The sequence below is a fragment of the Photobacterium sp. WH24 genome (genome assembly GCF_019204055.1).
Classification (GTDB): Bacteria; Pseudomonadota; Gammaproteobacteria; order Enterobacterales; family Vibrionaceae; genus Photobacterium; species Photobacterium arenosum.
The window spans coordinates 102,548-115,202 of sequence record NZ_JAGSOZ010000010.1 but is presented as its reverse complement, the minus strand read 5'-3'; the positions used below and the strand labels follow the sequence as shown (position 1 = coordinate 115,202).

11 protein-coding genes are annotated in these 12,655 nt (G+C 49.6%); 3 read left to right on the top strand and 8 right to left on the bottom strand.

Going from position 1 to position 12,655, the window contains the following annotated elements; all coding sequences use genetic code 11:
• Positions 1–85: 85 nt before the first annotated feature.
• The 3 genes from gcvP to KCG43_RS13545 form a co-directional block, all read right to left on the bottom strand.
• Positions 86–2,968 carry an aminomethyl-transferring glycine dehydrogenase gene (gene gcvP / locus KCG43_RS13555; protein WP_218385572.1) on the bottom strand — a complete coding sequence of 961 codons (2,883 nt, stop codon included), beginning with the start codon at positions 2,966–2,968 and terminating at the stop codon, positions 86–88.
• A gap of 108 nt (positions 2,969–3,076) precedes the next feature.
• Positions 3,077–3,451, bottom strand: a complete 375-nt coding sequence (gene gcvH / locus KCG43_RS13550; RefSeq protein WP_218385570.1) for a glycine cleavage system protein GcvH — start codon at positions 3,449–3,451, stop codon at positions 3,077–3,079.
• A gap of 100 nt (positions 3,452–3,551) precedes the next feature.
• The gene (locus tag KCG43_RS13545) at positions 3,552–4,847 is read right to left on the bottom strand and encodes a serine hydroxymethyltransferase (RefSeq protein WP_218385567.1); all 1,296 of its coding nucleotides are present in this window, start codon (positions 4,845–4,847) and stop codon (positions 3,552–3,554) included.
• A gap of 571 nt (positions 4,848–5,418) precedes the next feature.
• Between KCG43_RS13545 and KCG43_RS13540 the strand changes: the two genes are divergently transcribed.
• Positions 5,419–6,048 (top strand): helix-turn-helix domain-containing protein, encoded by a 630-nt coding sequence (locus KCG43_RS13540; protein WP_192013995.1) that lies wholly within the window; start codon positions 5,419–5,421, stop codon positions 6,046–6,048.
• A gap of 222 nt (positions 6,049–6,270) precedes the next feature.
• Positions 6,271–7,389: a glycine cleavage system aminomethyltransferase GcvT gene (gcvT, locus tag KCG43_RS13535; protein ID WP_218385565.1), complete on the top strand. Its 1,119-nt coding sequence runs from the start codon at positions 6,271–6,273 to the stop codon at positions 7,387–7,389.
• Positions 7,390–7,503: 114 nt separating this feature from the next.
• Here the strand turns inward: gcvT and KCG43_RS13530 are convergent, their stop codons facing one another.
• Positions 7,504–7,665 (bottom strand): hypothetical protein, encoded by a 162-nt coding sequence (locus KCG43_RS13530; protein WP_218385563.1) that lies wholly within the window; start codon positions 7,663–7,665, stop codon positions 7,504–7,506.
• Positions 7,666–7,917: 252 nt separating this feature from the next.
• Positions 7,918–8,229, bottom strand: a complete 312-nt coding sequence (locus KCG43_RS13525; RefSeq protein WP_027251070.1) for a DUF3081 family protein — start codon at positions 8,227–8,229, stop codon at positions 7,918–7,920.
• Positions 8,230–8,464: 235 nt separating this feature from the next.
• Here KCG43_RS13525 and KCG43_RS13520 point away from each other — a divergent pair, with 235 nt between their 5' ends.
• Positions 8,465–9,646, top strand: coding sequence for an amino acid aminotransferase (locus KCG43_RS13520; RefSeq protein ID WP_218385561.1), 1,182 nt, complete (start codon positions 8,465–8,467; stop codon positions 9,644–9,646).
• Positions 9,647–9,792: 146 nt separating this feature from the next.
• On the opposite strand, the gene KCG43_RS13515 is transcribed toward KCG43_RS13520, so the two are convergent.
• From KCG43_RS13515 to KCG43_RS13505, 3 genes are all read right to left on the bottom strand, one after another.
• Positions 9,793–10,791, bottom strand: coding sequence for a sphingomyelin phosphodiesterase (locus tag KCG43_RS13515; protein WP_218385558.1), 999 nt, complete (start codon positions 10,789–10,791; stop codon positions 9,793–9,795).
• Positions 10,792–11,057: 266 nt separating this feature from the next.
• Positions 11,058–11,573, bottom strand: coding sequence for a hypothetical protein (locus tag KCG43_RS13510; protein WP_218385556.1), 516 nt, complete (start codon positions 11,571–11,573; stop codon positions 11,058–11,060).
• Positions 11,574–11,674: 101 nt separating this feature from the next.
• The gene (locus KCG43_RS13505; protein WP_218385554.1) at positions 11,675–12,529 is read right to left on the bottom strand and encodes a lipase; all 855 of its coding nucleotides are present in this window, start codon (positions 12,527–12,529) and stop codon (positions 11,675–11,677) included.
• Between the last annotated feature and the right edge of the window lie 126 nt (positions 12,530–12,655).

The following is a 12,655-nucleotide window of genomic DNA, read 5'->3' as shown; positions in this document are numbered from 1 at the left end:
GAAGCGTGAAGAATCTTTCTGAGGGTTATAAACAAAAAAGCGAGGCCATAAGCCTCGCTTCGTTTTACTTCGTCATCAGGATTGATCAATCCTCGATGTAGTTCTCAATGCCAGGGCAAGAACAGATTAGGTTACGGTCACCGAAGACGTTATCGACACGGTTGACGGTTGGCCAGTATTTGGCGCCTTTACTGTGCGCGGATGGGTAGCAAGCCAGCTCGCGGCTGTAAGCGTGGGTCCATTCGGCATCCATCAGATCAACCTGAGTATGCGGTGCATTGACCAGCGGGTTGTCTTCCAGCGTCCACTCACCAGCCTGAACACGGGCGATTTCCTGACGAATGGCAATCATGGCATCGCAGAAGCGATCCAGCTCGGTCAGATCTTCCGACTCGGTCGGTTCAATCATCAGGGTGCCGGCGACTGGGAAAGACATGGTCGGCGCGTGGAAACCATAGTCCATCAAACGCTTCGCGACGTCTTCTTCCGAGATACCAGAGGCTTCTTTCAGCGGACGGATGTCGATAATGCATTCGTGTGCAATACGGCCTTGAGTACCGCGGTACAGCACAGGGTAGTGATCACGCAGGCGTTCCATCACGTAGTTAGCGTTCAGAATGGCCAGCTTAGTAGCCTGAGTCAGTCCTTCCGATCCCATCATCGCGATGTAGGCATATGAGATAGGCAGGATAGACGCTGAACCCAGCTCGGCAGCAGAAACGGCGTACTGAGCACCTTCGGTTGCTTTCACTGATTCAACGTGGCCTGGCAGGAATGGTGCCAGGTGTGATTTCACACCGATAGGTCCCATGCCCGGACCACCGCCGCCATGCGGGATACAGAAGGTTTTGTGCAGGTTCAGGTGAGAAACGTCCGAACCGATAAAGCCAGGGTTGGTCAGGCCAACCTGTGCGTTCATATTGGCACCGTCCAGATACACCTGACCGCCTGCGGCGTGAACCAGTTCGCACACTTCACGTACCGCTTCTTCGTACACACCGTGAGTAGACGGGTAGGTGATCATGATGCACGACAGATTGTCGCGGTGTTTTTCAATTTTCGCTTTCAGATCTTCGACATCGATGTTGCCGTTGGCATCACAGCCAACCACCACAACTTTCATCGACACCATGGCTGCAGAAGCCGGGTTAGTACCGTGCGCCGAACTTGGGATCAGACACACGTTACGGTGGCTGTCGCCATTGGCCGCGTGGTAGCGTTGAATGGCAATAAGACCGGCGTATTCACCCTGTGCGCCAGAGTTAGGTTGCAGGGAGAAGGCATCGTAGCCGGTGATTTCACACAGCATTTCAGACAGCTTGCTCGCCAGTTCCTGATAACCCTGAGTCTGATCGGCCGGTGCAAACGGGTGCAAGCCGCCAAATTCAGGCCAGGTAACAGGGATCATTTCTGCTGCGGCATTGAGCTTCATGGTGCAGCTGCCCAGCGGGATCATACCGTGGGTCAGAGAATAGTCTTTGTTTTCCAGTTTCTTCATGTAACGCATCATTTGCGTTTCACTGTGGTACTGGTTAAACACAGGGTGAGTCAGGAACTCTGTGGTGCGGCGACAGCTTTGCGGAATAGCGGCAAATTCGTCAGCGGCAATATCGTCTGTGAAAGCAGTGGCTTTCAGTGCCTGACCGGTGAAGATCTCCAGCAGTTCTTCGACGTCAGTGACTTTGGTGGTTTCATCCAGGCTGACACCCAGTTTGTCGCTGTATTGGCGCAGATTGATACCGGCAGCCAGTGCTTTCTTGTAGATAGTATCGGTTTGTTTGCCTGAGTTGATGGTCACAGTATCGAAGAAGGTATCGTTAACCAGTTCCAGACCAGCGTTACGCAGACCAGCAGCCAGAATTGCCGTCAGGTGATGAACGCGGCGACCGATTTTACGCAGACCTTCCGGGCCATGGTACAGCGCATAGAAGGCTGCCATATTGGCCAGCAGCGCCTGAGCGGTACAGATGTTAGAAGTCGCTTTTTCGCGGCGGATATGCTGCTCACGTGTCTGCATTGCCATCCGCAGCGCCTGATTGCCTTTGGCATCTTTTGAAACACCGATGACACGGCCTGGCATGGTACGTTTGTGCTGATCTTTGGTTGCCATGAAACCGGCATGCGGACCACCAAAGCCCATTGGTACGCCGAAGCGTTGTGCACTACCGATAACAACGTCAGCACCCATTTCGCCCGGCGCTTTCAGGATAGTCAGTGCCAGCAGGTCGGAAGCAACCGCAACCAGTGTTTTCTTGGCGTGTGCTTTTTCAATGATGTCAGTCAGGTCGGCAATAGCACCTGTTGTGCCCGGGTATTGAACCAGCGCACCGAATACGTCGTGGTTGTCCAGCTCTTCAGCTTTGCCACGGATAATCTCAATACCTATGTATTCTGCACGGGTCACGACCACGTCGATGGTTTGCGGGTGCAGGTCGGTAGAGATGAAGAAGGCTTTGCTCTTGCTCTTGCTGGCACGCTGACACAGGGTCATGGCTTCTGCGGCTGCAGTGGCTTCGTCCAGCAGGGAGGCATTCGCCAGTTCCATGCCGGTCAGATCCATGATCATCTGCTGGTAGTTCAGCAGTGATTCCAGGCGGCCCTGAGAAATTTCTGGCTGATACGGTGTGTAAGCCGTATACCAGCCCGGATTTTCCAGCACGTTACGCAGAATGACATTCGGCGTTAAGGTGTTGTAGTAACCCTGACCGATGAAACTGCGGTTGATGACGTTCTTACGGGCAACAGTCTTCAGCGCAGACAGCATGTCTGCTTCGCTTTGCGGCTGATCCAGCTTCATCGCCTCTTTCAGACGGATGGAAGCCGGTACAGTTTCTTCAATCAACTTGTCGATGCTGTCGGCGCCAATGGTCTGCAGCATTTTTGTCTGCTGTGCGTCATTTGGGCCGTTGTGACGGGCAGCGAAAGCTTTGTCGTCACTGAGTGCATGTAAAAGGTTCATGTCGGTCATGGTTCTTTCCTGAACAGTTACTACACATTGCCAGTGGATGTCTGGGCAATGGCGAGAATCATCTTGGGTTGGAAAAACGGCTTTCATGTTGAAAGCCGTGGTGTTCCATTACTCTTCGATAGCTGCCTGATATTGGTCAGCATCGATCAGTTTGCTCAGTTCTTCAACGTCAGCAATCTTGATTTTAGCAATCCAGCCGCCTTCGAACGGTGCTTCATTGATCAGTTCCGGGCTGTCACTCAGTTCTTCGTTGATCTCAACGATTTCGCCTGTTACCGGGGCATAGATGTCAGAGGCCGCTTTCACAGATTCAACCAGAGAGAAAGACTCACCGGCTTCGGTGCTGTCGCCAACGTCTGGCAGGTCTACGAAAACCACGTCACCCAGCAGGCCCTGAGCGTGGTCAGTGATACCCATGGTGATAGTACCGTCGCCGTTGTCGCGTACCCACTCGTGGCTTTCAGTAAACTTTAGGTTGCTCATTTAAATCTCCTCGCGCAATGTTTCTGCATCTTTGTTATTTGTGAGGGCAGGCGGGAATCGAAACTGCCTGCCGACCATTTTCTTTCATATTAAAATGAAGTTACTGGTACAGCGGGAAGCGGCTGCACAGTTTCTGTACCTGCTGCTTCACGCGTTGTTCTGTTTCGTTGTTATTGTCCGGACTGGCTGCCAGGCCATCCAGCACATCGCCGATCCACTCACCGATTTGCTTGAATTCGGCTTCGCCAAAGCCACGGCTGGTTCCAGCCGGTGTACCGAGGCGGATACCTGATGTCACCATCGGCTTTTCAGGATCAAACGGGATACCGTTCTTATTACAGGTGATACCGGCACGTTCCAGCGCCTCTTCGACCTGATTACCTTTCAGGCCTTTCGGACGCAGGTCAACCAGCATCAGATGGGTATCAGTACCACCTGTGACAATGTCACAACCGCGTGTCTGCAGCGTCTCTGCCAGCACCTTGGCATTGTTGATCACATTTTTGATGTACAGCTTGAATTCGGGTTCCAGCGCTTCACCCAGAGCAACAGCTTTACCGGCAATGACATGCATCAGCGGGCCGCCCTGAAGGCCTGGGAACACGGCAGAATTGATCTTCTTATTAATGTCTTCGTGGTTGGTCAGAATCATACCGCCACGAGGGCCACGCAGTGTTTTGTGTGTTGTTGTGGTGACAACATGCGCGTGCGGCAGGGGTGACGGGTGTTCACCGGCTGCAATCAAACCTGCGATGTGCGCCATATCTACCATCAGATAGGCTCCGACTTCATCGGCAATGGCGCGGAATTTCTCGAAATCCACCTGACGCGGAATTGCAGAACCGCCGGCAATGATCATTTTGGGTTTGTGCTCAAGTGCCAGCTCGCGCACCTGATCGTAATCAATATCGCAACTGCCCTGACGTACGCCGTACTGAACGGCGTTGAACCATTTGCCCGACAGGGCAGGGCGCGCACCGTGAGTCAGGTGACCGCCGGCATCCAGAGACATCCCCAGAATGGTATCGCCCGGCTGCAGCAGTGCCAACATGACAGCGCCGTTTGCCTGTGCGCCCGAGTGCGGTTGAACGTTGACGTATTCACACTGGAAAAGCTGTCTGGCGCGCGCAATGGCAATACGCTCAACTTCATCAACATGCTCACAGCCACCGTAGTAACGGCGTCCTGCGTAGCCTTCGGCGTATTTGTTGGTCAGGCAGGTGCCCTGAGCTTGCATGACGGCTTTGGAGACGATGTTCTCAGAGGCAATCAGCTCAATTTGCTGATTCTGGCGGTTCAGCTCTGCGGCAATACCGGCATTCACTGCGCCATCAACCTCGGCAAGGTTGGTTGAGAAGAACATTTCCAAGTCGTGGTTTTGGTATGAAGCTTTCATTTCACGTTATCCTCAATTCGCGCTCTGAACCGGTTCGTGCTGTTCGGTATATCGGTACGCAGAGCGGTATATGTCGTTATGTCTCGTTGTTATCGCTTCCCTGGCTTAAGCGAAGCACAGAAGTGCATTTGCCTAACAAGTGCGTTACATACGTTTCTATTGATAACGGATCAAACCAGAATTTCCAATAGTGGATTATTGTTCATTTTAGTGGTCGCAATCTTACGCAAACGTTTGCTTCTTGTCATGTAAATTTCTATGATAGGGACCATCTTTTCGGTATTAATCTGGCAGAAATGTGTGTCAGCTCTAATTCTTTTTAGTGGCTGACACCAGTGGTAATGCACTCTAGTGGCCGATTGCGCTGCTTTTTACGTTGTCATTGTAATGATATCAGCGGTGGAAAATCTGAGTGTCTGTTATTGGGAAAAGCGTCAGACTTTACCTTGTGTTTCCTATTGGAAACTTTATTTCAAATATGTTGTATAGGTCATGGTTTTGTCTTTGACTGGCTTCCCACTTGTTAACGGCTTGTGTAAGAATGACTGAAAGACGTGCCTCGGAGGGCAAAATGAGTAGTGATGAACAGCAAGTGGATCCGTACCCATCACTGACTGTCGCCAGGGAACGGGAGTCAGAGAATATTGAACCGTTGCAGTTAGGCAAGCGGTTGAAAGACATACGTATGGCTCATGGTCTGACATTGGAAGAGGCCAGCAAGCGTACCGGTTTGGCGCGTTCAACCTTGTCTAAGATTGAGAATGAACAAATCTCGCCGACCTTCCAGGCGATGCAGAAATTGGCCACCGGATTACAGATAGATATTCCGCAATTGTTTGCGCCGCCCAAGCAGCTGGTTGCAACCGGGCGGAGAGATATTACTCGACAGGGCGAAGGCAAGCCACATCCCACTACGACCTATGAGCATGAATTGCTGGCGACCCAGTTACGCAATAAGAAAATGATGCCCTTTAAGTCGCGGGTTCGTGCTCGTCATTTTGACGATTATTCCGACTGGATCCGGCATGACGGCGAAGAGTTTTTACTTGTGCTGTCCGGCAAAATTACTTTTTTTTCTGAGTTCTATGAACCGGTACGCCTGAGTGAAGGTGATTCAGTGTACTACGATGCCACCATGGGGCACATGCTGGTTTCGGTCAGTGATGAAGACGCACTTATTCTTTGGGTGACAGCGTCATAACCGTCGCGTTATCGCGGTAACAGACACAATGACAGAGGGATGAAACACAGCCTCTGTCGCACTTTGAGAACGGCTAGGTTGAGAGATAAGAAACTTTATCTACTATTGGAAACAGAGATACAGTTTATCTGCCTGCTAGCAACATCTACACGTGACAGGTTAAGTCAATCTGCCACAGAAATTGATGCAACAGCCGCTGTGCGGTGAATGGAGTAAATATCAATGTCTCAGGATCTTCTTGTTACACCTTTGCATGCCCTTCACATTGAGATGGGTGCCAAAATGGTTCCGTTTGCAGGTTACGACATGCCAGTGCAATACGCGCTGGGCGTGCGTAAAGAGCATATCCATTGCCGTGAATCAGCCGGTTTGTTTGATGTTTCCCACATGGGTCAGCTGCGTTTACATGGCGAAAATGCGGCGAAAGCCCTGGAAACACTGGTCCCTGTCGACATCATCGATCTGCCGGATGGCAAGCAGCGTTATGCTTTCTTTACTAACGAAAACGGTGGCATTTTAGATGATCTGATGGTGACCAATTTCGGTGATCATTTGTTTGTTGTGGTCAATGCGGCGTGTAAAGATCAAGACATTGCGCACATTCAGGCGCACCTTCCTGCTGATGTGACGCTGGAAATTATTGACGATCGTGCGTTGCTTGCTCTGCAAGGTCCGAAAGCGGCCGAGGTGCTGGCGCGTCTGAATCCTGCCGTCAGCGATATGCTGTTTATGGATGCCACTAAACTGGAACTGCTGGGCGCAGAATGCTATATCAGCCGTTCTGGATACACAGGTGAAGACGGTTACGAAATTTCCGTGCCGTCAGATAAGGCGGAAGAGCTGGCGCGTACATTGCTTACCTACGGAGAAGTTGAGTGGATTGGTCTGGGTGCACGAGATTCACTGCGCCTTGAGTGTGGCCTGTGCCTGTATGGCCATGACATTGATACCACTACTACGCCGGTAGAAGCCAGCTTGTTATGGGGTATCAGTAAGCCTCGCCGTGCTGATGGTGAACGTGCGGGTGGATTCCCCGGCGCAGAACTGATTCTGAATCAGATTGCGACTAAAGATGTAGCCCGCAAGCGTGTTGGTTTGATTGGTCAGTCGAAAGCGCCAGTGCGTGAAGGCAGCAAGCTGTTTGATGCTGACGATAACGAAATCGGCATTGTGACCAGCGGTACGTTTGGGCCAACGAAAGAAGCCCCGGTTGCTATGGCTTATGTAAAAACTGAGCTCGCCACGATTGGTACTGAGATTTTCGCTGAAGTTCGCGGGAAGAAACTGCCAATGACAGTGGAGAAAATGCCGTTCGTACCACAGCGTTATTACCGTGGTTAATGGTTGCTGTCAGCAGTGAAGCCTGTTGATAAAAATGGAAAGGAGCGCAATGCGCTCCTTTTTTCATTTCGTAAACATCAGCAGGGGGGAACTGAGGACGTTTAGCGCTCAATCTCAGCCATCAATCATTTTGTAGGCTGAGGTAAACATCAGGCTGAAGCCCTCTTGCGAAATTTCCTGCGGGGTCAGTTCAGCAGCTTCCAATCGGCGGTAACATTCATTCAAAGCAGCAATCACACGTTCCTGTTCTTGCTTATTCAATATTTCAGCGTTCATTCTTCTCTCTCTCTCTCTCTTTCTTTTTTTTGTTTTGAGTGATGACTGGTTCGCCACATGTGGTTAGTGAGTCATTGACAGAAAACGCTGTGGATGCACTTTGTTACTGGATGGGGCACAAAGTTCGTTACAGCTTTTCCGGTTAACTAGACCTTTCAACTGTGTCTATGTTTCCAGCTTAATCAAGCTGTGGCGGGATAATGTCAGGAAAAGGTAAAACCTAAAGCCGGCAGAGCGACTTTAGGTAACACATTAATAACGTGTATTTAAATCGTGCAACTTATTCAAAAATGCCTGAATCTGGGTTTCGTTGTTGTGGTGAAAATCTGTCGTTGTCTGGTTAATGACTGTGTCTGGATCTTCGTTCAGGGTATGAAAGTGATAAGTGTTGTGAAAGTTAACATCAACACTGACATTACCGTCTGACAGGCTGACGCTGTAACCGTCGTAACTCTCTGTACAGGTAATATCATCGAGTTGTTTGCCGTTTTCGACGGGTGTTCCCAGCGTTTTTATCTTTTCATAGGCGGTTAGTAAGGCGCGAACATCAACGCTGTTTTTCATGATGGCCTCCGGTTGGATGTACCCTTCATGCTTTAAATTTAGGTGCTTGGTCAACCCTTGCAAGCTTTATTGGTGTTTGATTAATCCAGATCAATTCAGGTTGTAACAATTTCATTACATGGTGCTGTTAATCTGGATAAACACTGGCAGGACTATTTCTGAGCTGGGGTAGTGACCTTCGATAAGGTGCATGATAATTTGAGGAAAGTCGCAATAACAAAACGGAATTTCACAGATGTTCAAGCAGCTTACTGAAGCACAACTCGATCCAATTTTATCCCTGACACAAATGTTCCGCGAGGATGCCCGTTCTGAGAAGATGGATTTGGGCATCGGTGTATACCGCAACAGCCAAGGTGAAACGCCAATTATGCAGGCGGTATTTCAGGCTGAGCAGCGTCTGTTGGAAACACAGAAAACCAAAGCGTATGTTGGGTTAGCGGGCGATGAAGTCTTCAATCAGGCAATGATGGATTTACTCATTAAAGATACCTCTGCTTATCAGCGTGCTGCTGCGGTACAGACCCCGGGCGCCAGTGGCGCACTGCGTATGCTGGCCGATCTGATGTATCTGGCTCAACCAGACACAACCGTGTGGATTTCAAACCCCAGTTATGTCAACCACAAACCGGTAATGGAAGCGGCTGGCCTGAAAGTGAAGTTCTATCCGTACTTCGATACCGCATCCAAACAAGTTAACAGCGAAGCTATGCTGGCAGAGCTGGCGAAAGCCGGCCCTAAAGATGTGGTATTGCTGCATGGTTGCTGCCATAACCCGACCGGTGCCGACATTTCATTTGATGACTGGAAGGCAATCACTGAGCTTGCAAATAAAAATGGTTTTCTGCCTTTTGTTGATATCGCTTATCAGGGATTTGGTGACGGGCTGGAGCAAGATGCTGCCGGTTTACGCCATCTGGCTGACAATGTGGAAGAAATGATTGTTGCCACTTCCTGCTCAAAGAATTTTGGTTTGTACCGTGAACGAACAGGCGCGGCGATTATCATCAGTGATTCCCTGAAAGAAGCTCAGAAGGCCAAGGGCAGAATTCTGCAGCTGGCGCGTGCTTCTTATACTATGCCACCTGATCATGGTGCAGCTCTGGTGGCGACTGTCCTCAATGATGACTCTCTGACCGCCACCTGGAAAAGCGAGCTGACGGACATGAACCAGCGTTTGCGACGTCTGCGGGCGGGTTTAACTCAGGCTGTGCGGGACAATGGCTCCGATGCGTTTGATTTCATTGAAAAGCATAAAGGGATGTTTTCCGTCACAGGTTTAAGTCAGGAGCAAATTATTCAGTTACGTAATGAATTCGGTATTTATGCTGTTGGTGACGGCCGGATTAACATTGCGGGTTTGCAGGAGCAGAAACTGGATTACCTGGCAAAAGCGTTACTGAGTGTCAGCCGCTGATCGGTGGGTTAAAACTTCACTCAGGCAGACAGGCAGAAGGAGCACTCAGGTGCTCCTTTTTGATGTCACCTCTGAACCAGTGCCAGCCGCGATAGCGATGGTTTCAACAGCATGGTTTCAACGGCAGGGTTTCAAAGACAGGTTTTTTATTGATCAGGAAACACAAACTCAGCCTGGACTGGGTAATGATCTGACAGATCGCTGTAATAGCCATTATGCCAATATTCACCTTCCGGCAGTGGCCATTTACCTTTCAGGTAATGCCAGTACCATTGTTCATCAGCTTGCAGCTTCACCACTTTCATCGCCGCCGGTACTGTAGGTTGCAGATAGTGTTGGTGCCAGAGTACATAATCCAGAGTATCGTTGTAGTTGAGTGAGTATCCGTCTCTGTACGCACCTGATTTTGTGACCCAATTGTATTTGGCAGAGAAGCTGCCGGTGCTCGGATCGGGAAAGAACAGATGGCTTTGTGTCGTTGCCAGCATGTCTGCAATCTGATCCTGGCGGCTCCATTCCACATTCAGATCGCCTGCAATAATAACGGGCTCTGAGGTCGGAATAGCTTGTGCTGAAATGAAATTCTGCATTTCAGTCAGTTGGGCCATACGCACCGGGTGTTCTTTATCCGGGTTGTCAGTACTGGATTGCAGATGTGTACCAAGCAGATGGAAGCGCTGACCATTCTTGTCAATTTCGACGTAGGCAAAACCTTTGTTGGAATAATAATCCCAGGTGCTGTTGTCGCTGGCGTGATAAACATGTGCTTTCTGGCTCACAATGGGGTAGCGGGACAAAATAGAGACGCCGCCACGCACAACCACAATAGAGTTGGAACAATCGCCTGTTAATGCATCCCATCCCCGACCGCTGCAATCTAAGCCCACAACCGGTGTTTGATATGGATAAAGCGACGCCAGTTCATTAAGCATGACTTCGGAATCTGGGTTGAAAGCTTCATTGATGATCAGCACATCGGGAATGTTCTCCAGGGCAGAAATCGCAGCGGGTATCCGCTGGGCGCGATTGGTCTGATCCCAATCGCCGAAAGACAGTAGCAGCGTGTTGTACGCCATGACGTTTAACGATTCTGCCTGAGTGAAGGATGACAACAATAATAAAGTTGTTCCTATCGTTTTTTTCATCGAAAGTGTCCTTGTTGATTAATTAAAGAGAATCATTCTCCCGATGAAATAATAGGTACAGTTATGTTAAGGAGTTGTTGCTTTAAGATGAAAGTTAACGCTAACCAGCAGAAAAATAAGAATATTTGAGAAATAACTCGAAAAAATGAAATTTAGCCAGCAGTAATTACTGGGCTGAAATCTGGTTGGCAGCAGGTGTAGAAGGGTAAACAGCAATGGCGCGGTGGATCAGTCTGTACCGGCAAGGAAAGCACAGACTGACGGGCTTAACATAACCACAAACTTTCCGACTTATCAGACGCTTGCTGAATGAGCCAACTTGTCATGGCAGCGACAAGTTCATCATGATTTGGCAGCGGAAGCGCACAGATATCGCTGATTAAGGTGTCGTTCGGGGTGTCCGGGTTAGTAAACAGCATACCGCAGGCTGCAGGTTTACCTTGATAGAAACCCACGAACAGTTGAGCCGGCCCGTCGGTTTCCAGCATGATTTGCGTCAGAAACTCTATGACAGCTTCAGACTCTTCATCTTGCCATTGGCTGGCATGAACCAAAGAAAATCGGATAGTGAGAGGGTGGCAATCGACAGGGTAGACACTCAACAGATCTGAAGGCAAAGCGAAATCAGAGGCTTGAACCGAATTGGCTGTCAGTTCGTTATGCGCGGTGTTGTAAAGGGCGAGACCCTGTTTGCTGAGTGCTGTGGGAAACTCAGCGTCCGTAATATGACTGGCCATCCAGACATTTTTTTGTGCGAGCAACTGTGTGATTTGAGAATGCATATCGTCGATTTCTGCTGGATTCAGCCTCAACGATACATGAAACAGGCAAAAGAAGGTATGTTAAATTATTACAATTCCGCAGATTCAGCGTGAGTCAGGAATCAGTGCTTATCAAAGTAGTCCTTATTCCTGATGTATTTGTGCATATAGTGGTAGGTAATAGGGCGTAATATCCAGCTCACCAGTGATTTGTAGAGTCTGACTGGTGTAGAGATGTTGTCGTAGATCTTCTCGTTATGCAGCCAGAGCATTTTCCCTACATGCCAGTGCATCAGAGGGATGGCTGGCAGAAAGGTGACAATGTCCAGATCGCAGCAAATCCGGTAGGTGCAGTGATGGTAACTGTAGGCTTTTTTGAAGCTCCAGAAACCGGCCGCCGGTTGCCCGAAAGTCACAACCCGTTTGATAGCGTCAGGAAACTCTTTGCCCAGCCTTTCCACTGTCAGTACCGCCATGGCGCCACCAGAGGAATGGCCGGTAAAAGACACCTTTTTTCCGTTGCTGATTAAGGGTAACAGGGTTGAGCGAATCTGCTGGTAGAGCGATTCATCCTGGAAATGCTCAGCATCGGCGGCTTGCAGATAATCAATTTCTTGTGAAGCCGACATGGAGGGGAACGCCTCTGCGTACCGATTTGTGTCTATTTTACTTTTCTGTTCCAGAAGAGAGTGATAGCCCCAGTGGACATGATAAGGCTTGCGTCTGCCCGGCAGTTTTTGCGGAAAACACGCAAAATTAAGCAGCCAGTCCCACAGGTTTTGCGATCCTTTGAACACGACTATGGCTTCATTCTGCTCTCCCCAGAGTACCCGGATAATGGTTCGCCCCCATCTGTCGGTAATATCTCGCCGGCCTGCCGGGTCAAAGCCATACTGGGTATGGTCAAAGTCAGCCGGATAAGCCTGTCGGCATAAAATGGCGTAGCGTTCGTACTGATAGCGTTTAAGTTTCTTCATACAGTCGGCAAATTGGTGCTTCTGTGTGTGATGACTCCCCTGAGGCTAGCGGGTTAACATCGCAAATTCATGACAATATGACAGTTACATTTTGGTGTAACGTTTATCTCAAGTTTCTCTTAACAT

Coding starts and splice junctions, on each gene's coding strand:
- gcvP (WP_218385572.1), bottom strand. CDS start 2,968: ATGACCGACATGAACCTTTTACATGCACTCAGTGACGACAAAGCTTTC.
- KCG43_RS13545 (WP_218385567.1), bottom strand. CDS start 4,847: ATGAAAGCTTCATACCAAAACCACGACTTGGAAATGTTCTTCTCAACC.
- gcvH (WP_218385570.1), bottom strand. CDS start 3,451: ATGAGCAACCTAAAGTTTACTGAAAGCCACGAGTGGGTACGCGACAAC.
- KCG43_RS13510 (WP_218385556.1), bottom strand. CDS start 11,573: ATGCATTCTCAAATCACACAGTTGCTCGCACAAAAAAATGTCTGGATG.
- KCG43_RS13515 (WP_218385558.1), bottom strand. CDS start 10,791: ATGAAAAAAACGATAGGAACAACTTTATTATTGTTGTCATCCTTCACT.
- KCG43_RS13540 (WP_192013995.1), top strand. CDS start 5,419: ATGAGTAGTGATGAACAGCAAGTGGATCCGTACCCATCACTGACTGTC.
- KCG43_RS13505 (WP_218385554.1), bottom strand. CDS start 12,529: ATGAAGAAACTTAAACGCTATCAGTACGAACGCTACGCCATTTTATGC.
- KCG43_RS13520 (WP_218385561.1), top strand. CDS start 8,465: ATGTTCAAGCAGCTTACTGAAGCACAACTCGATCCAATTTTATCCCTG.
- gcvT (WP_218385565.1), top strand. CDS start 6,271: ATGTCTCAGGATCTTCTTGTTACACCTTTGCATGCCCTTCACATTGAG.
- KCG43_RS13525 (WP_027251070.1), bottom strand. CDS start 8,229: ATGAAAAACAGCGTTGATGTTCGCGCCTTACTAACCGCCTATGAAAAG.
- KCG43_RS13530 (WP_218385563.1), bottom strand. CDS start 7,665: ATGAACGCTGAAATATTGAATAAGCAAGAACAGGAACGTGTGATTGCT.